The organism is Bacteroides sp. f07, from assembly GCF_042854785.1.
In the GTDB taxonomy this organism is placed as follows: domain Bacteria; phylum Bacteroidota; class Bacteroidia; order Bacteroidales; family Bacteroidaceae; genus Bacteroides.
Genome location: NZ_BAABXI010000001.1, coordinates 411,321 through 436,125, shown reverse-complemented (window position 1 = coordinate 436,125; position 24,805 = coordinate 411,321). Strand labels below are relative to the sequence as shown.

Below are 24,805 nucleotides of genomic sequence, written 5' to 3'. Positions count from 1 at the left end.
TATGAAAAGAATAGGAATACTGACCGGCTTATGGCTGCTATTATTTCTAAACTGCGGACTAGAAATGGTAGCGCAAATCCAAAATAAGGTTTGCGATACCATTCCTTATGAATTCATCCATGAGAAAATCATCATACCCGTCACCGTTAATGGCATAAAAGTAAAATACATCGTCGATACCGGAGGAAGAACAGGGACCATGTATGATGCAGCAACGGAAATGAAAGCTACTGCCGCAGGATATATGCGTATTTCTGATGTGAATGCACAAGGCTCCAACTATCAAGAAGCCCACGTACAGAATATCTCTATCGGAAAAAGCTATAAAATCAAACAGTTGAAAACGATGGTGCTACCTAAAAGCCCATTCTTCACAGAACTGGGAGTTGTCGGAATTCTTGGAGGAGATGCCTTCGCACAGTCGGTTGTGACATTCGATTCCCGTTCGAAAATAATGGTTATTAACTATCCGTATCGTCCCGAAAGGTTAAAAGTAACAGACGGACTTCCATTATTGGATGAAACAGAACATCATTCCATAGTCAATGTCCGATTAGGAGATAATGATTTAAAAGTGTTGTTTGACACAGGCGCCGGAGGCTTCCTGCTTTATTCTACGGACGACTGCAACAGACTGGCTGATGTTTCGCAAGTTACCAATCATGGATATGGTATCGTAGCTGCCGGGATTACAGGTCTGGGTAAACCGGTGGATATAAAGAAAGTAGCTGTTCCCTCAATCAACATTATGGGAAAAGAATTCACGAACGTAGGTAGTACAACGACTGTCATGAACGGGACTATCATCGGAGTGGATCTACTGAAATATGGCAAAGTAATCATTGATTATATGCGCAGACGTTTTTACTTTTTACCGTTCGAAGAAGGAAAAATCGATATGGGTGGTGCTCCCGCTCTTTGGAATGTGAGTATATTGCCGCGCAATGAGAGATTCGAAATCACAACAATATGGGACAGCATGAAAGATAAAGTTGCTTTCGGCGATGAAGTGATTAACATCAACGGAACTTCTTTGAAAGATTGTCCCATGAGCCAGATGGCGGTGGAAGAAATTATGAATGCCATACCTGGCGATAACGGCTATATTATCATCAAAAAAGACAATCAAGAGAAAAGGATTGAAATCAGGAAAGAGAAATGAACTTTAAACAAAAAAATATGAAACAAATAATAACAAAAATGTATCTCTGTCTACTTGCATTCTGTATTGCCGGAGGCATCAGCGCACAAACACAGAATAGTATGACAGAGGTCATTCCATTCAAGACCATCGATGGAAAGATTATCGTAGAAGCTACCATTAATGGCGAAACGGCAAACTTTGTTCTTGACTTATCGGGACATAATGCCCTACTTCCTGAAGCTCTCAGGAAATTACGTATTAACACAGAAAAAAAAGGTACTTTCAGTTCTTATCAAGATTTTGTATTCAAACAAGTACCTGTTGGAGAAGTATATGAAATAACAACAGTGGCTATTGGCAACAATACATTTGCCAACGATCTTCCGGCCTTCGCCCTGGAAGACGAACCCTATCTACGCAAACTGGGGGTTATGGGTGTGTTAAGCGGAGCTGTCTTCCGCACTTCTGTTCTGACCATTGATATGAAGAGGAAAAAAATTACGGTCACCCAACCCTACCGTCCTTCCTACATGAAACTAAACTATCGGGAAAACTTTAATCTGATAACTGGATTGGGAATAGTATGTCCGATAAACATTCAGGGAAAGCCTGTTTCTCTTGTATTGGATACATGGAGTGACGGACTAGTGAATCTTACCGAAGAGGATTTCAAAACATGGAGTACACAATATACAAAAGGAACCAACCAAAAAGTTTCCAATGGATATAAAGAAGCAACTCAAGAAGAGGAAGGTCTCATCTTACCTGAAACGATGTTTGTAAAAACAAAGATTGAAGATGCCATGGCAGTGAAAAGCCCATTCTTGAAACGTTCCGTATTAGGTAAGAAGATCCTGGACTACGGAATTATATCCATCGACTATATTCATCAGAAAGTTTATTTCCAACCATTCGATATGGTTTCCATACCGGAAGCAGAAGCTAAAGTTACGGAAACCCGAATTGAAGATGGCAAGCTGAATCCGATTACCCGCCAATTCTTCCTTGAACACATCTTTGACTACAGAAAAGGAAATGATTTCATTTATAACGGAGACAAACCGGTAGTCATTGATTTCTGGGCTACATGGTGCGGACCTTGTATGCGCCTACTTCCGGAAATGGAGAAACTTGCTGATAAGTATAAAGGAAAAGTGATATTCTACAAGGTTAATGCTGACAAAGAAAAAGATTTATGCAGCCACTTTGGTGTACAAGCATTACCTACGTTATTCTTTATTCCTGTCGGTGGAAAACCGATTATTGAAGTTGGTGCCACTCCGGAGAAGTATGTACAAATCATTGAAGAACAACTCCTGAAATAAAAATTCTCTCTTTTATTATACAACTATAGTAATCTACAACTTTAACTAAGAGCCGGAATTAATTCCGGCTCTTTTATTTTCATATTATTGGAACTTATCATTTAAACGAGTACATTTGTCCTGTCAATTCTATTTATAACTTAACACATATTTTGACCATGAAGAAAAGTATTTCTCTTCTTCTTTTGTCTTTACTAATGATTACCCCCAGTTGCCAAAAGACAAAAGAAGCGGTGAACGAGTACAACATCGTTCCCAAACCCAACCAAATTATCCCGAGGGAAGGGCGTTTTAAATTAAGTAATAAGGTCAGACTGGTAGTTCCCCCCGATGCACCCGAAGTAAAAGAAATCGCTAATGGATTAGCCGAACGGCTGAAACTGACAGCCGGAATTTCGCTGAAAGAAACGGAAAGCGCAGACGGAAAACCGGCCATCTGCTTCGTAGTAGAAGAAGGTATGGCGAAAGAAGGTTACAAGCTATCCGTCACCTCCAATCTCATTACGCTTAGCGCTTCCCAGCCCAACGGATTTTTCTATGGAGTGCAAACCATTTTCCAACTACTTCCCCCGGCAGTTTATGGAAAACAAATGGATAAAAAAGCCAACTGGTCGATTCCTGCCGTAGAAATTGAAGACGCTCCGCGTTTTGCTTACCGCGGACTGATGCTGGATGTATGTCGTCATTACGTACCGATAGAGTATATTTATAAGTTCATCGACCAGTTGGCTATGAACAAGATGAATACTTTCCACTGGCATCTGACGGACGACCAAGGATGGAGAATCGAAATCAAGAAATATCCCAAGTTGACAGAAGTTGGATCTAAACGCGAAAAGACACTGATTGACTACTATTATGTAAATTATCCGCAAGTGTTTGACGAAGAAGAACATGGAGGATATTACACGCAGGAACAAATCAAAGACGTAGTTGCGTATGCCGCAAGCAAATATATTAATGTTATTCCCGAAATCGAAATGCCGGGACATGCATTGGCTGCCCTGGCTTCTTATCCGGAATTATCCTGTGATTCTACACAGACATATAAAGTATCTCCTACCTGGGGGGTATTCGAACAAGTCTTCTGCCCAAGCGAAACGACTTTCAAGTTCTTCGAAGGGGTAATGGATGAAGTGGTGGAGCTATTCCCCAGCGAATACATTCATATCGGTGGGGACGAATGTCCCAAGACGGCATGGAAGAACAGTACTTTCTGCCAGCAGCTAATCCGTCAGTTAGGCCTGAGAGACGATGTAACTCCGAGTAAGGTGGACGGTGTGAAACATAGTAAAGAAGATAAACTACAGAGTTACTTTGTCACCCGTATGGAGAAATATCTGAATGGCAAAGGACGCAACATCATCGGTTGGGATGAAATTCTGGAAGGCGGTCTGGCTCCGAATGCAACCGTCATGTCATGGCGTGGTGTAGAAGGTGGACTGAACGCTGCCAAAGCCGGCCATAACGCCATTATGACTCCTATGCCGTATGCTTACCTGGACTTCTATCAGGAAGACCCAGCCATCGCCCCGACCACTATCGGCGGATATACTACTTTGAAAAAGACATACAGTTATAATCCTGTGCCGGACGACGCAGACGAGTTAGTGAAGAAGCATGTCATTGGTATGCAAGGTAATATTTGGAGAGAATATATGAAAAACTCCGACCGCACGGATTATCAGGCTTTCCCACGTGCAATGGCTATCGCGGAAACCGGATGGACACTGGATGCCAACAAGAACTGGAGGAATTTCTGCGAACGTATGGTTACTGTGTTTGAGCGTCTGAAAGTAATGGATACGAAACCGTGCCTCAACTTCTTTGAAGTAAACGTAAACACTCATGCAGACGAAAACGGACCTTTAATGGTATTACTGGAAAGTTACTATCCGAATGCAGAAATCCGATATACGACGGACGGCAGTGAACCTATTCCAACTTCGACTCTGTATGAATTACCTTTCGTACTCGAAGGAAATATCGACCTGAAAACCGCTGCTTTCAAAGACGGTAAAATGCTAGGCAAAGTCACTCACAAGCCGCTATATGGCAATTTATTAGCAGGAAAACCGTTTACCGCCAATTATAAGATGGAATGGACAGGCGATATATTCGATGAGAATGATGTAATGGGAGCAGACAAGACTACTTTTGGCCTGACTAACGGTAAACGAGGAAACGGTGCTTCTTATAATCCATGGAGCAGCTTCGCCGTCACTGAAGGGAAAGACTTGGAATTCACTGTAAATTTGAATCAGCCGACTTTGGTCAGCAAAGTTACTTTCGGTTCTTTGTTCAATCCTGCCATGAGAATACTTCCTGCCGGTGGAGTTGCCGTAGAGGTATCTACTGACGGAAAAGAATATACCCGGATAGCAGAAAAAGCCCTGCAACACGATTATCCGGAAACAGGAAGAATCGCTTTCACCGATTCTATCGAATTTGAACCGACACAGGCTACTTTCTTGAAAGTTAAGATTAAGAGTGGCGGAACATTGCGCAATGGCGTTAATTTCGAGAAGAACAACGGTCCGGAAGTTATTCCTGCTGAATTGTGGATTGATGAAATCGAGGCTTATTAAGCAAGTTAATCAATAAATAAAACGAGACTTTCATTTTAGACAGTCTCGTTTTTGTTTATTCTTGAAAAAGTAAATGTTCCATGATAGACTTCAAAGCCTTTGGCTGCTAAATGAGCAAGAAAACTTCTCTTAATTTTAACTGCGTTAAATATATTTGTCGTTCAACTGTATGGACGGATATATTCATTTTGCAAGCTATCTCTTTATGGCTTACGCCCCTAAAACGGCTGAGTTTAAATATACTCCTTCTCCGTTCTGGAACAGTTTCCAGTAATATATAGATGTTTTGCAGCATTTCCCGATGGTATATGTCCGCCCAAAAATTATCATTATTAGCCAGTTCATAGAATGGGAACTCCTGCACAAAACGCTCTTGATATTCCTGTTTTATCCGTTGGTGTTTGAGGATGTTTAAAGCAATATTTTTAGTCATAACCAAAAGATAGGAGTCTAGTTTTCTCTCATTGTTCACCCATATTTCCTGTTGTTCCCAAAGTTTGACAAACACGTCCTGTGCCACATCTTCTGCATCATACTCTGATTTCAGCAATCTATAAGCGTACTTTCTTATCTTAGAATAGTTTTCTAAAAAAAGAGCTGAAAATTTGTTTTCTACCTGGTTATTGTTATCTATCATGGTAATAAAAAATTTGGAGATGTAGGTAAAGCCCATCACTTTGAAGAACACAAAAAAATAGCCCCAGCATTACCTCGTATTCTCACGGATACTCGAATAAACCGGGGCTTCCCTTGTGTATTACCAATACCTATTTCACATTATTATGTAAAAAAGTCGTTTATTTTTTATCGAAGCGGACATCATGTTCCCAACGTCTGACAAGACCATCACCTGCAGTCATATCACGTCCTTGTCCGGTAGCATCCTTGAATGTATTGCCTTCGCCCTCATCCAATGGCCAAAGACCAATCAGGTTCGGATTCTTCGGATTCACTTCGAAGAACATATTATTCTGAATTTCAGCTTCCGAACGAGCATAACTCCAGAAACGTACCTGACTCATAGCACATTCAGCCGGGAAATACGTAGCACTGCTGGAAATCATCTGCAAGCCGTTAATCACCATTCCACCCTTCGGTGCGGGCACTTGCTTTCCTGCCACACGCAATCCGTCACGATAAATAATGAGTTCACTTCCATTATAAACGATAGCTAAATGATACCATTGATTGGTATTCCAGTCTCTTGCCGTCTCTGTTCCACCGTCACCATGCGCCTTAACCTGCAAGTAATTGTAAGGAGAGTTGGCATCACCAAAGCGAACATAGACTTCATTGTTGGCACGAACATTAAAAATAGCCTGATTATTCTTATTCAATTTACTCATACGTACCCATGTTTCTAGCGTATAAGTTTCAACAGAAACGCCCCAGTCAGTATCCGGATCTGTCTCCGCTTTTTCAGAACTCTGGGGTTTCATCACCGGAACAGATACATTCAACGGTTTAGACAATACATAGATAAACCGACCTTGTGCAGCAGATTTTGCAACATTTCCTTTCAATACATTGCCCAATGTCAAGGGAACGGCATAAGTAATACCATTTGTGGCGAAGTCGTCAATATGTAACTGGAAAGTGGCACTAATTTCACCGGCAGGAATAGTAACCGTAGCCCCCTGCGGCAATTGTTCCGCTGGCAACGCTTCATACTCCGTACCATTATTAGCATTATAACCTGCAATTATTTCCGGAGTAAACCCGATTTCCACTTCTACGTCTTCCGCAAGCTTTTGAGCCAGACGCACTGTGACGCTAATATCTGCACCACCGTCCATCGTGATTGTTGCAGCTTTGGCTGTACCGGCAGCATCTGCAATATACAGGCTATTTCCCTGAGCTTTGTAATCTGCATTATCGCATCCTGCAAACAGAAATGCCGACAGTACAACTATAAGACTTGATAAATAGATATATTTCATAACTTTTATGCTTATAAGATTCATTTAACCGTTATTTATTCTTCCTCACCGCCATTGGCTGTGCCATTCAGACGATCATAATAGATGCTATAAAGAGTAGTGATACCTTTACGCAAGAAATAGTATTCCGGAGAACCGTCATAATCTCCCTTGCCCTGATTATAGTCGAAACCACAACGATAGAGTCCACAACCACCAATTTGCTGGTCAATATTAACCGTTTCGCCTTTTATATTATACGTCCCTTTATAAATATAATTAGCCATTGTAGTTAGGAATCCTCCACCAGTGCTGGCATAAGACTCAAAATTCTCGGTTACGATAGTTCTGCGAACAATCTCGTCAGGAGTAATGATACCTTGCTGAATCCAGTCATCCATATCTCCAAACACACCCGTCATTCTCCAATCAGCCATTCCACCATAAGCTTGTAGTACAAAGTAGTCTACATAATAAGAAAGCCATTCTTTATCCATACCGGTGCGAACACCAACTTCGCCATCAATCAAGAAAAGAAGACGTTTTTCCGGCATAGCACGGTCGCCACGGTCGCGATTGGGATCCATTGCTCCATGTCCGAACCAATAAGAAAGTTCCTCTACAAAAATGGTTCTTTGCACTGGATTAGCCCAAAGTTGCCCACGTCCCATTCCTCCTCCTGGTTCATAGTCCCAGTCATAGCCATCATAACCACACTCCAGACATGCTCTATACAAGTCTTCTGCATATGCTTTGATAGCAGGTCTAACCACTTCCGGATCCCTACTTGTACCTGCCGTATGATAAATCTCCTTATCCGGCAGGTCATCACCGACATTCTGTGAGAACAACGTTACAACAACTTTTGTCCCTTTCACTTTTTGCACATATTCCATATCAGCTCTTCTTTCCGGAGTCAGTTCGAATTTCGGATGACCGCCCCAGTTGGAAGCAATCGTTACCGAATCAGGCAAACCGCGCAAACTAGTTTCCCCTGTAGGCGTAATGCCAGTCCAACTGTCAAACCATACGAACACCTGCGGCAGTCCCGGTGTCTGTTTCCACTCGCGTAAAGCGGCATAGTATTCATCCGTCTTGACGGTTCCGTTCAAGTCAACGTTATTGATAGACTCCACATCCGTACAGCTTGCTGCAAACAGCGCAACCGCAAATGAGAATCCTATAGTCTTGATATTTTTCATTTTCATATTCTTGAAATAATTTAAGGATTAATTCTTTTTAGCCCACCACAGATCCGTACTACCATTATCCGGACCACCCAACATAGAAATTGCGGCTTCCACATTTGCAGAGTTGCTGTCCTTTTCCGTAGAAGGATAAGGCAGACGGCGCACCATGCGACTGTCGGTAATAGTTCCTATATAACCGGCTGAACTTAAATTATTCTTCGGAGGAACCATTTCCGGATAACCCGTACGACGGAAGTCATTCCAAGCCTCGAAGCCGATCGGGAAGTTGGCAATCCACTTTTGGGTAATGATTTTCTGAAGTTTGTTGTCCCCATCTTCCCAAGATACAGAAGCGGCAGTTGTTGTAAATGTGTAACTATCACTACTATTTACCGCATCTGTGAATCCGGTCGGTTTCGTTGTACTCGACAGATAGTTGCCTATGCTCACACTATATTGCTCCATAGAAGTCTTGATACCTTGTTCATAATACCCCTTAGCTGCGGCTTCTCCACCGGGAATCCAGCCTTGCAAAGCAGCTTCCGCCTTCAAGAAATAGGTTTCAGCAGCATAAAAGACAGGCATCGGTGAATTACTTTCAAATGCGGGTTTTGAATAATTGGCACTTGCTCCAACAACACCCGGCTGCCCATAATTATTTTTGAAATTATCACTGTTATTACCCATACGTGCCCCACAAAAATTCTGTTTGGAAGTTGTCATGTATTTACCGATTCGAGGATCGCTATATCCATTCATGTACGCAGAAATTGTGGCATTGACAGTCAAATCTCCCCAGTCTTGCGAAGCCAGACGGAACGGGTTATTGATAGTCTTCAAATAAGCATTATCACTGTTGGATTCAATCACCCCACTTTGAATAGCTTCCGCCATCACTTGTTTGGCATATTCCGTATCCACATCGGCAATACGCACTGCCATACGTAGTTTCAGGGAATTGGCATATTTCACCCATTTGCTGAAATCTCCCTGATACATTACATCATAATCCGCATATGCAGTGGAAGTTCCACTAACGCCAGAAAGTACTTCAATACTCTTTGTCAAGTCAGCAATCATATTGTGATAGAGTTCCTTAGTATCATCATAAGCCACAGCAAATTCTCCCTGTCCCATCTGAGAATAAGGGATAGGACCATATGTGTCGGCTACACGGAGCATTACGCCTACCCGTATAATAGAAGCCCAGGCATAAATCGTTCCGGTACCTCCGGTCTGCTCTTTCACCTTCAGGAAGTTAGGATAGAAATCTGTAAACATATCCTTGAAAGGAGTGTCCACCCAGTTGAGTTGAGGATTGAACGAGCTGAAGTTGGTGCCATTCCATTTATTAGTACACGTAAAATAACCGCCATACTGTGAGCCTACCATCTGTTCTGTCATCTGGCTGTTGTTTTCCTGCTGCGGATTCAGCAGATAGGTCATCACGGGAAATACCGAACCGACCTTTTCAATTTCGGTCATCTGGTCATCATAAACATCCGTGGGATGCGTATTTAAATCTTCAAAGTTTCCTGTACATGAAGCCAGCAACAACGATGACGCGAAAGTTACTGCGCTTGCAGTCTTAATCATATTGATTTTTCTCATAATTCGTTCCATTTTTTTAGAATTGTACTTTTACACTGAAACCCATGTTTCTCAAGCTAGGCTGCATGAAATAATCCACCCCCGTGTAGAACGTACTGGTAGACGATGCCACCTGTTCGGGGTCGAACGGAGCCTTGCAATAAATCATGGCAAGATTGTTTCCAATTAAGCCCAACGTTACATCGGCAATATTACGCAGTTTCTTTTTGGAAATAGTATATTCTAAACTTACTTCCTGCAAACGAATGTTGGTAGCGTCGTACACATAGAAGTCACTTTCACCAGAACCGGCTGCCACAATACCCAGATAATCTTTGGCGGAGATAGTTCGTCCGTTAATCACTACCCCACCGGCATCACGTAATTTCGCACTATATTCCGACACTCCGAAACGGTCCATAAACGCCTGTGTACCGGAAACCACGTTACCACCGAAACGTCCGCTCAATAATACATTCAGGCGGAAACCTTTATAAGTGAACGAGTTTCTCCAACCCATATTGACTTTAGGCAGTACGGAACCAATCTTTCTGTGTTCTGTCTCAATCATAGTAGGCAATCCAGTTTTGGGATCCTGGCTGATATAACCGTTGTTGTCACGCTTGAAGTCACGGTTAGTATAAATATCACCCATAGAGCCGCCTTCTACCAGACGCAACGTCGGAGCGTTTCCGCTACCCAAACGTGCCTTTTCAACAAAGTCCATTTGAATCAGTTCACCGGTATAAGGATTCTGCACGCCATTTGCCAGCGATTTGATTTTATTCTTATTGTAAGTAAATGTCAGGTTAGAGCTCCAACCGAAATCTTTCCATTCATTGTTATAGCCCAACGCCATCTCAATACCCTGGTTCTGTACACTACCAGCCTGAATAGCTACGTCTTTGAAACCGGAGCTTGCAGGAAGTGGTGCGTAGAACGTCTGGTTCTTAGTATCAGAGGTATAGTAGGTAATATCAAAGTTCAGCGAATTGTCGAAGAAACGCATATTCAAACCAGCTTCGAAAGAGTTGGTCTTTTCCGGTTTCAGGTCAGAGTTCGGATAGTGGGACATCACCTTGTAGGCATGATTCTGGGGATCGTATTCATAACGCACTTTAGTCATATACGGATCATAAGAGTTACCCACAGAGGTGTAAGATACACGCGCCTTTAGGAAGGTGAACCAATCGGGCAGTTTAATAACTTCACTCAGAATGCCGGAAAGACCTATGGAAGGATAGAAGAAAGCCTTGGTTCCTCTGTCGGAGAACGCAAATGCAGAATCCCAATCCGAACGTCCTGTAAGACTCAAATAAAGGAAACTTCTCCAACCGATTTCCGCATTGGCAAAAACTGACTGTGTCTGCCGTTTCAAACCGTCAGCTTCTACTTTATAGTTATTGGTACGAGACAGATTCTCAATTGTAAAATGATTGGTCACCAATTCCAAGTTTCCGGTTATTACACTGGATTTCATACGAGTATCCTTGATAGAGGCACCAAGGTTGGCAACTATATTGAAGTCACCGAATGTCTTATTGAAATTAGCCATCACATCAGCATAAGTTTGACGGTCGAGACGGATATCCTCTTTATAGTGTCCCTTTGGGCCGGAGAATGTAGCCAATGTCCCAGCATAAAACTTTTCCGTAAAGATATTTTCGGTATTGTCAATGCTGACACGTCCCTGTACATTCAGTCCTTCCATAATGTTATATTGCAGACTGGCAGCCAGTTTATAACGCCTTCTTTCCGTCTCACGGTTCATACGGTTCATCGTCCAGTAAGGATTCTGCTGGTCAAGCCCCATTTGACCGTAAGGCCAAAATTGCGTTGTGGCACCTGTCAACGGATCGAAGTGCTCGTAAGTGGCAACATCGTCGAAACTTTCGCCACGCGGGAACAGATAAAGAGCCGGAAACGGAGACATATAAGATCCTTGGGAAATCATGTTCTTATCATTCTGAATGATATAATTCGCACTGGTATCCAGAGTAAACTTATCATTCAAAAAATTAACTGTGTTGCGAAACGTAAAGTTATAACGGTCGTAATCGTTATTAGGCAGAATACCTGTGGCATTAGTGGCAGCTACAGAAAAATAGCTCTGACTCTTGTCGGTACCGGTAGAAAGAGCTACAGAATTAGTAATGTTCGTTCCTGTGTTGAAGAATCCGGAAGGATCATAGCGATAATCCGTAGGATTCCCCCAACTATCCGATTCACCTGTCATATTACCATATCTGTTCTGAAATTCAGGCATCATCAGCGGATTGCTGAATGTAGCACTCAAACTATAACTTAAACTCGTTTTGCCGCTACGACCTTTTTTAGTAGTAATGAGCACTACTCCGTTAGCACCTTCATAACCATAAAGGGCAGCTGCAGAAGGACCAGTCAACAGTGACATACTCTCGATATCATCCGGATTAATGTCGGCAATAGATTCCGTACTACCACGAGAATTCATTGAATCCCCACTACTTGACGTATTGACGTTGTACATCGGAATACCGTCAATCACATACAACGCATTATTGTTCTGACTGATAGATTTGGCACCACGCATCACTACCTTTACACCACTACCGGGACCTGATGAACTATTATTAATCTGTACACCGGCAGCCTTACCTGCCAACGAGCTCATGAAGTTAGAACTCTTTACAGCGGTCAATTCATCACCTTTCACCTGCTGTACGTTGTACGTCAACGCCTTTTCAGAACGCTTGATACCCAAAGCTGTGACCACCACTTCATCCAATACTTCCGTATCTTCTTCCAATACAATATTTAAAGGATTAGCATTGGCTACCGTCACAGATTGGGCAGCATAGCCAATATACGAGAATTCAAGGACATCACCGGTGGAAACTTTCAAGGAGAATTTTCCATCCAGATCGGTTACCGTACCATTAGTCGTACCTTTCACCAGGACACTTACACCAATCAGAGGCTCTCCTTTGGTATCTTTCACAATACCGGAAACACTGATTACATTGTCTTGCACTTGACTGACAGCATGCGAGTCGGATGCATACACACTCCCACCACCTGCAAGCAACAAAAAGCTAAAGAGCAGATAAAAGCCTTTGCGATTCAGAGTTGTTTTCATTCAATAATAAATTTAAAATTAAAAAAGTTATTTACATGCAATAAATATATTTATTTACATAAATATTAATACAAACTATATTTTAAGCAAATAAACACATACCCCTGAAATATCAGAAGCATATTCACCATGAGGTAATATTTCCACTTTTACCCCACCTTAAAGGTTTAACGCCACAAATATACTCATTACGAGCAAAGACACAATAAAATATATGTTAAATATCCGACAAAAACCAGCCCATTACATACAAATAAATTTTCAATACAAATCATAATATTATTAGCATACATTTTTATTGAAGAAATTATAAATAAGCCAAACAAACTCATAAATAGTTATGGCAACGTCACCCTGCAAAAAATAACCCTTATGTACGTTATCGATTAAAAGAAGCATATACAAAACAGCACCAGAGAGATACTTATAATAAAAATCGCTCAAACCTTACCCAAGATACGAGTTTCAACGTACCTTAGGTAAAATTTAAGCGATTCTTTCTGAAGAGGACTTAAAACTTAACCTCTTACTGTTCAATTATAGTCGGAGAAAGTTATCGGATAACTTCCTCTATATTAGATAATTCCTTTTGCGGAAAGATAACGTTCAGCTTCAATAGCTGCCTTACAACCACTTCCTGCCGCTGTAATAGCCTGGCGGTAATGGGGATCGGCTACATCCCCTGCAGCAAATACTCCGGGTACCTTCGTACGTGGACTATCACCATCGGTAATAATATACCCCACTTCATCCGTGTCGATATAATCCTTGAATATATCAGAATTCGGTTTATGACCGATAGCCAAGAAGAAACCGTCAATAGGCAAATTGTAACGTTCTTCATCCGGTTCACCCCAGCGTCTTACAAGGTTTACGCCTTCTACGCCATTATCCCCATACAGACCGACAGCATTGTGTTCAAAAAGAACTTCAATCTTCTCATGATTCATCACACGCTCCTGCATAATCTTCGATGCACGCAAAAAAGGCTTACGCACAATCAAGTATACTTTGGATGCAAGTCCGGCAAGATAGATCGCTTCTTCACAAGCAGTATCGCCACCACCGACTACGGCAACCACTTTCTTGCGATAGAAAAATCCGTCGCAAGTAGCACAAGCACTGACACCCATTCCGGCATATTTCTTTTCGTCTTCCAATCCCAGATATTTAGCAGTCGCCCCGGTAGAGATAATCAACGCTTCCGTTTCGATTTCCTTTTCTCCGTCAATCGTTATTTTATAAGGAGTTTTACTCAAATCCGCCGCAGTAGCAATACCGAAACGAACATCTGTTCCGAAACGGCTGGCCTGCGCACGCAAGTCTTCCATCAACTGCGGGCCGCTAATGCCTTCCGGATAACCGGGGAAGTTCTCAACATCCGTAGTAGTAGTCAACTGACCACCAGGCTGTAATCCTTCATAAAGCACCGGACATAAATTTGCACGTCCTGCATAAATCGCTGCCGTGTATCCGGCAGGTCCTGAACCAATAATCAGGCACTTAACTTTTTCTATTTCTGCCATTTTATTATACCTTTATTGTTCTGTTATTCAAAAATATTTTATCTCAAATCAATAATCTCCACACCCGGATATTGTTTCCGGTCGAAGGTAAAAATACCATCCGCATAATTCTGCCGGGTTTGATAACTCGTAACGGTTATTTCACTACGTGTCTGTTGCCCACGTTGTTGAAGCAGAATATACAGAGGATCGTAAGTATCCTGCGTCACATAAAGAATGATACGTTCCAAATCCTGTTTCTTATCCTTAGCCGTAAGAACCACTTCCCAAACAGCCTTCCCCCGATATGTTTTCACTGCTCCCAGCTTATAAGAGAATCCTTTCTGATAGATATAAAGGAATGTATACGGATTAATCTGCTGCAATTCTTCCTGAGTCGGGGTACTGACATTCACTTCATCATTCTTTATCACATAGCTCCACTGCGTCTTCCCGTCAAACCAAGTAACTACATCAGAGGTTTTCAGCACAAACTTTTCTCCCTTCAATTGAATAGTTCCACTCTCCGATCCTTCCGCCAGACCGTTCTTCACAGCCTTTATAGTAAAATCCGCTTTCACCCCACCTGCTTTCCGAAACGCTTCGGCCGTTTTATCAAGAACGGCTTTAGCCTGCGACTGCTGTTGTTGAGCAATCACAGGCAATGACAGTAAAGCTATTAAAACACTAAAAATGTATTTTCTCATTTGTTTAATAAACGATTGATTACTGCAAATTGTTCAAACGCATTTCAAGATCATTATCATCGATGCAAAGCACATCACGCGCCTTGCTTCCTTGTGTCGGACCGACGATTCCCGCTTTTTCGAGCTGATCCATAATACGACCGGCACGATTATAGCCGATAGAAAATTTACGCTGAATCAACGAAGTGGAACCTTGCTGATGAATCACCACCAGTCGGGCAGCATCTTCAAACAACGGGTCAAGACGTCCCATATCAATCTCTCCTACTTCACCGCCTCCATCTTCACTTACATATTCGGGCAGGAAGAACGGAGTAGGATAACTTTGCTGACGGGCAATAAACTTCGTGATTTCTTCTACTTCCGGCGTATCGATAAAGGCACATTGCACACGCACCGGGTCGGCCCCCTGCAAGAAGAGCATATCTCCCTTACCAATCAGACGGTTTGCCCCCGGACGGTCAAGAATAGTACGGGAGTCCATCATAGCAGATACACGGAAAGCAATACGGGCCGGGAAGTTGGCTTTAATCGTACCCGTGATAATATTGGTAGTCGGACGTTGCGTAGCGATAATCATATGAATACCGACAGCACGCGCCAACTGGGCGATACGGGCAATCGGAAGTTCCACTTCCTTACCCGCGGTCATAATCAAATCACCAAACTCGTCAATGACAACTACGATATACGGCATAAACTTATGCCCCTTCTCCGGATTCAGACGACGGTTGATAAACTTCTCATTGTATTCTTTAACATTACGTACATGAGCCATTTTCAACAAGTCATAGCGGGTATCCATTTCCACGCAAACCGAATTCAGCGTTTGCACCACCTTCGTTACGTCCGTAATAATCGGCTCACCCCCATCGGGAAGCTTGGCCAGGAAATGATTCTCAATAACAGAGTAAATACTGAACTCCACTTTCTTCGGGTCCACCAGGACGAATTTCAGTTCAGCCGGATGTTTCTTATATAATAAGGAAGTAATAATCGCATTCAATCCGACAGATTTACCCTGACCGGTTGCACCTGCCACCAATACGTGCGGCATCTTGCAAAGATCAAACATAAAGACCTCATTTGTGATAGTCTTACCCAACACAATCGGCAGGTCAAACTTGGATTCCTGAAATTTCTTGCTGCCGATAACGCTTTGTCCAGAAACAATCTTCGGATTCTTGTTCGGCACTTCAATACCAATAGTACCTTTACCCGGTATCGGAGCGATGATACGAATCCCATCGGCGGACAGACTCAACGCAATATCGTCTTCCAATCCGCGGATCTTGGAGATACGCACACCTTGTTCGGGAGTGATTTCATACAAAGTTACCGTAGGACCCACCGTTGCTTTAATTGTACTAATTTCAATACCGAAACTACGCAACGTATTGATGATACGGTCTTTATTCGCATTCTGCTCATCCATATCAATCGTCGGGTCATCATTTTCAAAATGCTTCATCAGGTCGATAGTAGGGAAACGATAGTTTTCCAAATCCTTAGTCGGATTGTAAGGCTCCATTTCCGGTCCCTGATATTCTTCTTCCGAAGCGGCTGGCTCCACTTCAAACCCAGGTTCTTCATCCTCAACAGTTTCCTTTGGTGTTGGTGAAACCGGATTAGAAACAGTCGGTTCAAACACCATAGTTACCCCTTCACTTTCGTCAGATAAAGGAGAAAGTTCTTCCGTCTCCGACCTGCTCACCAGGAAGTTTTCCTCTTCTTCCGGTTCTTCAACCTGTACATCCATCACAGGTGCCGGCGGCGTCTGCCTGTAAGTCCGCTTCAGGTTAAATTCCACCTCCTGCGGTTGAGAGTTCGTAAACTCCGGATTATTGGCATCTGCCGGAGTCGCCTCCACCTCTTCTTTCTTCTTACGTTTCAGAAAACTTAATGCGAAAAGTTTGCGCAACCAGATAACCGTGCGTGCACTAATATATATAAAGAAGCAGATAGCCGTTATCAACAGAATCATCCATACACCGGGCACACCCACCTGAGAAATCAACCAACGGCTGACATTATACCCGTGCATACCACCCAGATAGATGAAAGAATCCTGATAATGGTCCATAAAAGCAAATCCGAAAAACACCGAGAACCAGACCAGCAGCAACGTACACCCTATAAACCACTTCCATAGCCGGACAACACGTACGCGCATCAATTTCAACCCCGCCACTGCCAGAAAAACAAGGATAAAGAAAGAAGAGATACCAAAACAGTCGTTAATCAAATAACTGGCCAATTGCGCCCCACGTGAACCTGCGTAGTTCTTCACATGATTGTCGACCACCGACAGGTCAGCCGGATTTCCACTGTCAATAATACTTTGGTCGGCCGCTCCCGTAAAAAAGAACGAAGAAAAAGCCAACAATAAGTAAACGGAAAAGATGACCAGCATCAGTCCGATGACAAAATGTACAGTTTCACTTTTAACTATTGCTACGATTTTACTTGGGGAAGAGGGAGTGCGTTCCGCCTCCTTATCTAATTTCTTCTTTGCCATGAGTCTTTTATTCTATTTATAAAATTGGAATCAGATTCTGAGCTGCAAAAATAATAAAAAAATAACGAGCGCTACGCTCATTCAATCCTTTTTCTTACCTTTGCGTTTCAAATCAATACTGATTATGGAAAAAGAAAGCCAAACGATATTTGATAAGAATGTAATTGAGTTCGTAACGGTAGCCGCCGAATTTTGCGCATTCCTCGAACGTGCCGAACGCACGAGGCGAAGCGACTTTGTCGATACATCCCTGAAAATACTCCCCCTACTCTATCTAAAAGCATCCATGCTCCCAAAATGTGAGACTATCGGGGACGAGTTACTCGAAACGTATGTTACAGAGGAAATCTACGAGATTCTGCGCATCAACCTTTCGGAGTTACTGGGCGACAAAGACGATTATCTGGACGTATTCGTACAAGACATGGTTTATAGCGACCAACCTATCAAGAAGTCCATTTCGGAAGATTTGGCAGATATCTATCAGGATATCAAAGACTTCATATTCGTCTTCCAACTGGGACTGAACGAAACGATGAACGATTCACTGGCTCTCTGCCAAGAGAACTTCGGAATGTTGTGGGGACAGAAGCTGGTAAACACGTTGCGTGCACTCCACGATGTAAAGTACAACCAGCAGGACGAAAATGAAGTAGCGGAAGAGGATACTGAAGAAGGATTTTACGAACCAAGCGATGACGACAATTGTTGTGAAGCAGACGGTTGCCATTGCCACGAGGACGATTGCCACTGCCACGAGGACGGTTGTCATTGCCATCACGATGAATAAATAACAATGATTGTAAGAAGAACCATAGATAAAGATGAATTAAAGGAACTCCCGAAAACTTTTTTTCCGGGACGGATTCATGTTATCCAGTCAGAAGCGGAAACGGAAAAAGCAGTAGTTTATCTGCAATCCAGGCCTGTAATAGGTATTGATAGTGAAACACGTCCTTCCTTCACTAAAGGACAATCACACAAAGTAGCACTCCTTCAGATTTCTTCCGAGGAATGCTGTTTCTTGTTTCGTCTCAATATGACCGGATTAACCCAACCATTAGTCGACTTATTGGAAAATCCGGGGGTGATTAAAGTCGGCCTTTCACTAAAGGATGACTTCATGATGTTGCATAAACGCGCGCCCTTCAACCAACAGAGTTGTATCGAGTTGCAAGATTATGTACGCCAGTTCGGCATTCAGGACAAAAGCCTGCAAAAGATTTACGCAATCCTGTTTAAAGAAAAGATTTCCAAATCACAACGCCTCTCCAATTGGGAAGCCGATGTACTGAGCGACGGGCAAAAACAATATGCCGCTACCGACGCCTGGGCTTGTCTCAATATCTATAACCTGTTGCAAGAGTTGAAACAGACGGGCAATTATGAAATAGCCCCCGAAGAAAAGAAAGAAGAACATTTAATTGAATCAGATAAATAAAACATCATGCATAAAGTATACCTCAAACCCGGCAAAGAAGAGTCTCTCAAAAGATTTCACCCCTGGATTTTCTCCGGCGCAATCTCCCGTTTCGACGGAGAACCTGAAGAAGGTGAAGTCGTAGAAGTATACACCTCTAAAAAGGAATTTATCGCTGAAGGACATTTCCAAATCGGAAGTATTGCCGTACGCGTACTTTCTTTCCGTCAGGAACCGATTGACCATAATTTCTGGAAACATAAGTTGGAAATAGCATACGATATGCGCCGCAGCATCGGCATCGCCACCAATCCGACGAACAACACCTATCGTCTCGTACATGGCGAAGGAGACAATCTTCCGGGATTGGTTATCGACATTTACGCCAAAACCGCTGTCATGCAGGCCCACTCGGCAGGAATGCACGTAGACCGCATGGCAATCGCCGAAGCCCTATCCGAAGTGATGGGGGATAAAATCGAAAACATCTATTATAAATCAGAAACAACGCTTCCTTTCAAAGCCGACCTTTTCCCTGAAAACGGTTTTCTAAAAGGAGGAAGCAGTGACAATATCGCGCAAGAATATGGTCTGAAGTTCCATGTAGACTGGCTGAAAGGCCAAAAAACAGGATTCTTTGTAGACCAGCGTGAAAACCGTTCTTTATTGGAACGTTACGCCAAAGACCGTTCAGTACTGAATATGTTCTGCTACACCGGCGGGTTCTCATTCTACGCCATGCGCGGCGGTGCGACACTCGTCCACTCTGTCGACAGTTCCGCCAAAGCCATTGATTTAACGAATAAGAATGTAGAATTGAACTTCCCCGGCGACCCCCGCCACGAGGCTTTTGCCGAAGATGCCTTCAAGTACCTTGACCGTATGGGTGACCAATACGACTTAATCATCCTCGACCCACCCGCTTTCGCCAAACATAAAGATGCTTTGCGAAACGCCCTGCAAGGCTACCGGAAACTGAATGCCAAGGCATTCGAGAAAATCAAACCGGGCGGCATATTGTTTACTTTTTCCTGCTCACAAGTAGTAACCAAGGATAATTTCCGCACTGCCGTATTTACCGCTGCAGCCATGTCAGGACGCAGTGTGCGTATTCTGCACCAGCTTACCCAGCCTGCCGACCATCCGGTAAATATCTACCATCCCGAAGGAGAGTACCTGAAAGGATTAGTACTCTATGTAGAGTAACCGACAAAGCGTCGGAGTCAGGTTTCCATTCAGACATCAGTCATTTCTCCGTCAGAAACCACTCCGTTGGTATAACCAAACAGATGCTTGTAACAGAAAAAAGGAAACACTAAAGTTAATTAGAGTTAACAAGTAGAAGATTTACAAGAAAACATTATGTTGTATAACATAAAACCCTTTATCTTTGCACTGTGTTTTTCATGGTATTAGATTTAAGGTTAACAAAGATTGGCTGTCTGGGATAGATAGCCTTCTTTTTTTTACACCCCCTGCTTCTTAGATTTCAACTCCAAATCTCTTCGTTTCTTAGCATTTATGCCTTTTTTATCCCCTTTTTCTCAAATTACTAGTCCACCTATTCAATGAAAATATTATATTTGCATCTATTATCAACAAAAGAGAAACACAAATTAAAAAAGTCATGAGTATAAAAGTCCGTTTGATTATTATGAACTTCCTGCAATTCTTTGTTTGGGGGTCATGGTTAATATCACTAGGTGGTTATATGGGTAGAGAACTCCACTTCGAAGGTGGACAGATCGGAGCCATTTTCGCTACTATGGGTATCGCTTCTTTGGTGATGCCGGGAATCATCGGTATTATTGCCGATAAATGGTTTAATGCAGAACGTTTATATGGACTTTGCCATATTGCAGGAGCAGCCTGTCTCTTCTATGCTTCCACGGCAACAAGTTATGACCAGATGTATTGGGCAATGCTGCTTAACTTATTGGTATATATGCCGACTTTATCACTAGCGAACACCGTATCATACAATTCCCTGGAACAATATAAGTGCGACCTCATCAAAGACTTCCCTCCTATCCGCGTATGGGGAACTATCGGCTTTATCTGTGCCATGTGGGCAGTAGACCTTACGGGATTCAAAAATTCGAGCGCACAGCTTTATGTGGGTGCCGCTTCTGCATTGTTACTCGGATTCTATTCTTTCACCTTGCCGGCCTGCCGACCCACTAAATCGGAAAACAAATCACTGCTTTCAGCCTTCGGGTTGGATGCACTGGTATTATTCAAGAGAAAGAAAATGGCCATTTTCTTCCTTTTCTCCATGCTTTTGGGGGCAGCTTTACAGATTACCAATACGTACGGCGACCTGTTTTTGGGTAGCTTCGCCAGTATTCCTGAATTTGCAGAATCCTTTGGAGTGAAACATTCGGTTATCCTGTTATCTATATCCCAAATGTCCGAGACATTGTTCATTCTTGCCATACCTTTCTTCCTGAGGCATTTCGGTATCAAACAAGTAATGCTTATCAGTATGTTCGCATGGGTATTCCGTTTTGGACTGTTCGGCTTCGGAGATCCGGGCAACGGACTGTGGATGCTTATCCTTTCCATGATCGTTTACGGCATGGCCTTTGATTTCTTCAACATTTCCGGTTCGTTGTTTGTTGAACAGGAAACCAGTTCTTCCATCCGTGCCAGTGCACAAGGATTATTCTTTATGATGACCAACGGATTGGGAGCAATCATCGGCGGATATGCCAGCGGTGCTGTGGTAGACGCATTCTCTGTATATGCCGACGGTAAACTGGTAAGTCGTGAATGGACGGATATCTGGCTGATATTTGCAGCTTATGCGTTCGTTATCGGCATTCTGTTTGCTTTAGTATTCAAATACAAGCACCAGCGGGAGAGTCACACCAATTAAGTAAGAAAGACAATGGATAAAAAGGTAGAATTACAAGTCATAAATATCACAAACAGCCAGGCTCAGGTAGGCGCATTTGCCATGCTATTAGGCGAAGTGAGCGGTGAACGGCAACTGCCAATCATCATCGGTCCGGCAGAAGCTCAAGCCACCGCTTTATATCTGAAGGGGGTTAAAACGCCCCGCCCGTTGACACACGATTTATTCATTACTACTCTCACTGTGTTAGGAGCCCATCTGATACGTGTGTTAATCTACAAAGCGAAAGATGGTATTTTCTACTCTTATATTTACCTCAAAAAAGATGAGGAAATTATACGTATCGACGCGCGTACCTCGGATGCAATAGCCTTGGCTGTGCGTTCCGACTGTCCAATCCTGATTTACGAATCTATCCTTGAACAGGAATGTCTGCGTATATCCGACGAAGAAAAAGTCCGTTCCGTAGAAAAAGAGAATGGCGAAGAATCTGAAGAAAGACGCAATTCATCCGGTTCCTCTTCCATATCTCTGGAAGAGGCTTTACAACAGGCTGTTAAAGACGAGAATTACGAATTGGCCGCACAGATACGGGATCAGATTAATTCAAGAAACAAAAATCAGTAACTTATATTATGCACGTATTTTATACTCCCGATATACAAAAAAGCAAAGAACTACCTGAAGAGGAGGCACAGCATTGTACCCGTGTTCTACGGTTGAGTATCGGAGATGAAATAACCCTCACCGATGGTAAGGGTTATTTCTATAAAGCAGAAATCACGGCTGCAACCAACAAACGTTGCCAGGTAACCATCAAAGAAACGATCTTTCAAGAACCGCTTTGGCCGTGCCACTTACATATTGCCATGGCCCCAACCAAAAATATGGACCGTAACGAATGGTTTGCAGAGAAAGCTACCGAGATAGGCTTTGATGAATTGACTTTCCTCAACTGCCGTTTCTCCGAACGTAAAGTCATCAAGACCGAACGAATCGAGAAAATTCTCGTTTCAGCAATCAAGCAATCACTCAAAGCCCGTCTGCCGAAACTGAATGAAATGACCGATTTCAATAAGTTCATTGCTCAGGAATTCAAAGGACAGAAGTTTATAGCCCATTGTTACGAAGGAGAGAAACCGATGTTGAAGGATATCCTGAAACCCGGAGAAGACGCCCTTGTACTGATAGGCCCCGAAGGAGATTTCAGTGAAGAAGAAGTGAAGAAAGCCATTGAGCGGGGATTCGCCCCTATCAGCCTGGGTAAATCACGGCTTCGTACAGAAACAGCAGCACTGGTAGCTTGCCACACGCTGAATCTGTCAAATCAATAACCGTCCGAATCAATGATTATACAACTTTAAATAATATAAGTATGGCAAAGAAAATGATTTCACGACTCTCGGTACTGGCAGTACTGATTGTTTTTCTGGCAGCATGTTCCAAGACATCAGAGTACACCAACGTGATACCGGCTGATGCCTCGGTAGTCGCTTCTATCAACCTCAAATCCCTCGCCAGCAAAGCGGGACTGGATAATAAAGAGAATGAAGCCGCCAAACAAAAAGTACTGGAAGCACTGAAAAGCGGAATGAATGCCGCTACTTTCCAGCAATTGGAAAAAGTCATGAAGAATCCCAGCGAATCGGGTATTGATGTAGAATCCCCATTCTATGCGTTTTCCTCCTCCTCTTTCCCATATTCGACCGTTGTAGGTAAGGTCAACAATGAGGATAATTTGCACACTTCATTGGACGTGATGGCTAAAGAACAAATCTGCCAACCGGTCAGCGAAGCTGACGGATACAGCTTCACAACAATGAAAGGTAGTTTGCTTGCTTTCAACAACTCTACCGTAATGATTGTTACTGTCAACGGTACTTCCCAAATAGAAAAAGCCAAAGAAGGCATCACTGCCCTGATGAAACAGTCTGCGGACAACAGTGTTGTGAAATCCGGTGCTTTCCAAAAAATGGAAAAACAGAAAAGTGACGTTAACTTCTTCGCTTCTATGACAGCTATTCCCGCAACTTACCGCAGTCAGGCAAGTATGGGCTTACCCACCGAAGTGAAGCCGGAAGACATCACTATTGTAGGCGGACTGAATTTTGAAAAAGGAAAGATTGCCCTCAAAACCGAGAACTATACAGAAAACGAAGCAGTAAAAGCACTGCTGAAAAAACAGAAGGAGTCATTTGAAAAGGTCAACGGTACTTTTGTTAAATATTTCCCAGCATCTACATTAATGTTCATTAATGCAGGTGTAAAAGGAGAAGGACTTTACAACTTATTAAGCGAAAACAAGGATTTCCGTAATACGATATCTATCGCTAAAGCGGACGAAATGAAGGAATTATTCAGTTCGTTCAATGGTGATATTTCTGCCGGACTGATTAACGTAACCATGAACAGCGCTCCGACCTTCATGCTATACGCAGATGTAAAAAACGGAAACGCACTCGAAGCTCTTTATAAGAACAAACAATCGTTGGGCTTGAAAAGAGGAGAAGATATTCTGGAACTGGGAAAAGACGAATATGTCTACAAAACCAAAGGTATGAATATATTCTTTGGAATCAAAGACAAACAAATGTATGCCACCAACGATGAATTACTCTACAAAAATGTGGGCAAGGCAGCGGACAAGTCCATCAAGGAAGCCCCTTATGCATCGGAGATGAAGGGAAAAACAGTTTTCTTTGCCATTAATACCGATGCTATACTCGAACTTCCTATTGTTAAAATGGCAGCAGGTTTCGGCGGTCAGGAAGTGAAGACTTATCTTGAACTGGCCAATAAAATATCTTTCTTGTCTATAAGCACTGAAGGAGAAATCTGCGAAATGGACCTCTGCCTGAAAGATAAAGATGTCAATGCCCTTAAACAAATTGTGGACTTTGCCAAGCAATTTGCCGGCATGTAAT

18 protein-coding genes are annotated in these 24,805 nt (G+C 42.8%); 10 read left to right on the top strand and 8 right to left on the bottom strand.

Translation table 11 applies throughout. The features are described from left to right. Window position 1: 1 nt before the first annotated feature. The 3 genes from ACGHVY_RS01820 to ACGHVY_RS01810 all read left to right on the top strand — a co-directional run bounded on the left by ACGHVY_RS01820 (window position 2) and on the right by ACGHVY_RS01810 (window position 5,057). The gene (locus ACGHVY_RS01820) at window positions 2-1,162 is read left to right on the top strand and encodes a hypothetical protein (RefSeq protein WP_308745099.1); all 1,161 of its coding nucleotides are present in this window, start codon (window positions 2-4) and stop codon (window positions 1,160-1,162) included. Window positions 1,163-1,179: 17 nt separating this feature from the next. After that, a complete protein-coding gene (locus ACGHVY_RS01815; protein ID WP_390596768.1) occupies window positions 1,180-2,469 on the top strand; it encodes a thioredoxin domain-containing protein in 1,290 nt (429 codons plus the stop codon). A 158-nt stretch (window positions 2,470-2,627) separates the two neighbouring features. Continuing rightward, entirely contained in the window at window positions 2,628-5,057 is a 2,430-nt protein-coding gene (locus ACGHVY_RS01810) for a family 20 glycosylhydrolase (protein ID WP_390596765.1), read from the top strand. Between the two features lie 106 nt (window positions 5,058-5,163). Here the strand turns inward: ACGHVY_RS01810 and ACGHVY_RS01805 are convergent, their stop codons facing one another. The 8 genes from ACGHVY_RS01805 to ACGHVY_RS01770 form a co-directional block, all read right to left on the bottom strand. Then, entirely contained in the window at window positions 5,164-5,694 is a 531-nt protein-coding gene (locus ACGHVY_RS01805) for an RNA polymerase sigma-70 factor (RefSeq protein WP_390596762.1), read from the bottom strand. 160 nt (window positions 5,695-5,854) lie between these two features. Beyond that, a complete protein-coding gene (locus ACGHVY_RS01800; protein ID WP_308745095.1) occupies window positions 5,855-6,997 on the bottom strand; it encodes a DUF1735 and LamG domain-containing protein in 1,143 nt (380 codons plus the stop codon). Window positions 6,998-7,032: 35 nt separating this feature from the next. Beyond that, the gene (locus ACGHVY_RS01795; protein ID WP_308745094.1) at window positions 7,033-8,184 is read right to left on the bottom strand and encodes a glycoside hydrolase family 18; all 1,152 of its coding nucleotides are present in this window, start codon (window positions 8,182-8,184) and stop codon (window positions 7,033-7,035) included. 21 nt (window positions 8,185-8,205) lie between these two features. After that, window positions 8,206-9,777, bottom strand: a complete 1,572-nt coding sequence (locus ACGHVY_RS01790; protein ID WP_390596759.1) for a SusD/RagB family nutrient-binding outer membrane lipoprotein — start codon at window positions 9,775-9,777, stop codon at window positions 8,206-8,208. 16 nt (window positions 9,778-9,793) lie between these two features. Next, window positions 9,794-12,874, bottom strand: a complete 3,081-nt coding sequence (locus tag ACGHVY_RS01785; protein WP_390596756.1) for a SusC/RagA family TonB-linked outer membrane protein — start codon at window positions 12,872-12,874, stop codon at window positions 9,794-9,796. Between the two features lie 575 nt (window positions 12,875-13,449). Further along, window positions 13,450-14,400: a thioredoxin-disulfide reductase gene (trxB, locus tag ACGHVY_RS01780; protein ID WP_308745091.1), complete on the bottom strand. Its 951-nt coding sequence runs from the start codon at window positions 14,398-14,400 to the stop codon at window positions 13,450-13,452. Between the two features lie 38 nt (window positions 14,401-14,438). Further along, the gene (locus ACGHVY_RS01775; RefSeq protein ID WP_390596752.1) at window positions 14,439-15,086 is read right to left on the bottom strand and encodes a LolA-like putative outer membrane lipoprotein chaperone; all 648 of its coding nucleotides are present in this window, start codon (window positions 15,084-15,086) and stop codon (window positions 14,439-14,441) included. A 19-nt stretch (window positions 15,087-15,105) separates the two neighbouring features. Continuing rightward, window positions 15,106-17,604 carry a DNA translocase FtsK gene (locus tag ACGHVY_RS01770; protein ID WP_308745088.1) on the bottom strand — a complete coding sequence of 833 codons (2,499 nt, stop codon included), beginning with the start codon at window positions 17,602-17,604 and terminating at the stop codon, window positions 15,106-15,108. Between the two features lie 124 nt (window positions 17,605-17,728). On the opposite strand from ACGHVY_RS01770, the gene ACGHVY_RS01765 reads away from it, so the two are divergent. The 7 genes from ACGHVY_RS01765 to ACGHVY_RS01735 all read left to right on the top strand — a co-directional run bounded on the left by ACGHVY_RS01765 (window position 17,729) and on the right by ACGHVY_RS01735 (window position 24,804). Then, window positions 17,729-18,394 (top strand): DUF5063 domain-containing protein, encoded by a 666-nt coding sequence (locus ACGHVY_RS01765; RefSeq protein ID WP_308745087.1) that lies wholly within the window; start codon window positions 17,729-17,731, stop codon window positions 18,392-18,394. 6 nt (window positions 18,395-18,400) lie between these two features. Further along, on the top strand, window positions 18,401-19,045 hold the full coding sequence (locus ACGHVY_RS01760; RefSeq protein ID WP_390596748.1) for a 3'-5' exonuclease: 645 nt from the start codon (window positions 18,401-18,403) through the stop codon (window positions 19,043-19,045). A gap of 6 nt (window positions 19,046-19,051) precedes the next feature. Next, window positions 19,052-20,230, top strand: coding sequence for a class I SAM-dependent rRNA methyltransferase (locus ACGHVY_RS01755; protein ID WP_390596745.1), 1,179 nt, complete (start codon window positions 19,052-19,054; stop codon window positions 20,228-20,230). A gap of 421 nt (window positions 20,231-20,651) precedes the next feature. Further along, on the top strand, window positions 20,652-21,902 hold the full coding sequence (locus ACGHVY_RS01750) for a nucleoside permease (protein WP_390596742.1): 1,251 nt from the start codon (window positions 20,652-20,654) through the stop codon (window positions 21,900-21,902). Window positions 21,903-21,914: 12 nt separating this feature from the next. After that, entirely contained in the window at window positions 21,915-22,508 is a 594-nt protein-coding gene (locus tag ACGHVY_RS01745) for a bifunctional nuclease family protein (protein ID WP_308745082.1), read from the top strand. A gap of 8 nt (window positions 22,509-22,516) precedes the next feature. Continuing rightward, complete coding sequence (locus tag ACGHVY_RS01740; protein ID WP_390596738.1) at window positions 22,517-23,215, top strand: 16S rRNA (uracil(1498)-N(3))-methyltransferase; 699 nt, start codon at window positions 22,517-22,519, stop codon at window positions 23,213-23,215. Between the two features lie 41 nt (window positions 23,216-23,256). Then, a complete protein-coding gene (locus tag ACGHVY_RS01735; RefSeq protein WP_390596735.1) occupies window positions 23,257-24,804 on the top strand; it encodes a DUF4836 family protein in 1,548 nt (515 codons plus the stop codon). Window position 24,805: the final 1 nt, after the last annotated feature.

Coding starts and splice junctions, on each gene's coding strand:
- ACGHVY_RS01800 (WP_308745095.1), bottom strand. CDS start 6,997: ATGAAATATATCTATTTATCAAGTCTTATAGTTGTACTGTCGGCATTT.
- ACGHVY_RS01750 (WP_390596742.1), top strand. CDS start 20,652: ATGAGTATAAAAGTCCGTTTGATTATTATGAACTTCCTGCAATTCTTT.
- ACGHVY_RS01770 (WP_308745088.1), bottom strand. CDS start 17,604: ATGGCAAAGAAGAAATTAGATAAGGAGGCGGAACGCACTCCCTCTTCC.
- ACGHVY_RS01810 (WP_390596765.1), top strand. CDS start 2,628: ATGAAGAAAAGTATTTCTCTTCTTCTTTTGTCTTTACTAATGATTACC.
- ACGHVY_RS01820 (WP_308745099.1), top strand. CDS start 2: ATGAAAAGAATAGGAATACTGACCGGCTTATGGCTGCTATTATTTCTA.
- trxB (WP_308745091.1), bottom strand. CDS start 14,400: ATGGCAGAAATAGAAAAAGTTAAGTGCCTGATTATTGGTTCAGGACCT.
- ACGHVY_RS01790 (WP_390596759.1), bottom strand. CDS start 9,777: ATGAGAAAAATCAATATGATTAAGACTGCAAGCGCAGTAACTTTCGCG.
- ACGHVY_RS01795 (WP_308745094.1), bottom strand. CDS start 8,184: ATGAAAATGAAAAATATCAAGACTATAGGATTCTCATTTGCGGTTGCG.
- ACGHVY_RS01745 (WP_308745082.1), top strand. CDS start 21,915: ATGGATAAAAAGGTAGAATTACAAGTCATAAATATCACAAACAGCCAG.
- ACGHVY_RS01765 (WP_308745087.1), top strand. CDS start 17,729: ATGGAAAAAGAAAGCCAAACGATATTTGATAAGAATGTAATTGAGTTC.
- ACGHVY_RS01805 (WP_390596762.1), bottom strand. CDS start 5,694: ATGATAGATAACAATAACCAGGTAGAAAACAAATTTTCAGCTCTTTTT.
- ACGHVY_RS01775 (WP_390596752.1), bottom strand. CDS start 15,086: ATGAGAAAATACATTTTTAGTGTTTTAATAGCTTTACTGTCATTGCCT.
- ACGHVY_RS01815 (WP_390596768.1), top strand. CDS start 1,180: ATGAAACAAATAATAACAAAAATGTATCTCTGTCTACTTGCATTCTGT.
- ACGHVY_RS01760 (WP_390596748.1), top strand. CDS start 18,401: ATGATTGTAAGAAGAACCATAGATAAAGATGAATTAAAGGAACTCCCG.
- ACGHVY_RS01785 (WP_390596756.1), bottom strand. CDS start 12,874: ATGAAAACAACTCTGAATCGCAAAGGCTTTTATCTGCTCTTTAGCTTT.
- ACGHVY_RS01740 (WP_390596738.1), top strand. CDS start 22,517: ATGCACGTATTTTATACTCCCGATATACAAAAAAGCAAAGAACTACCT.
- ACGHVY_RS01755 (WP_390596745.1), top strand. CDS start 19,052: ATGCATAAAGTATACCTCAAACCCGGCAAAGAAGAGTCTCTCAAAAGA.
- ACGHVY_RS01735 (WP_390596735.1), top strand. CDS start 23,257: ATGGCAAAGAAAATGATTTCACGACTCTCGGTACTGGCAGTACTGATT.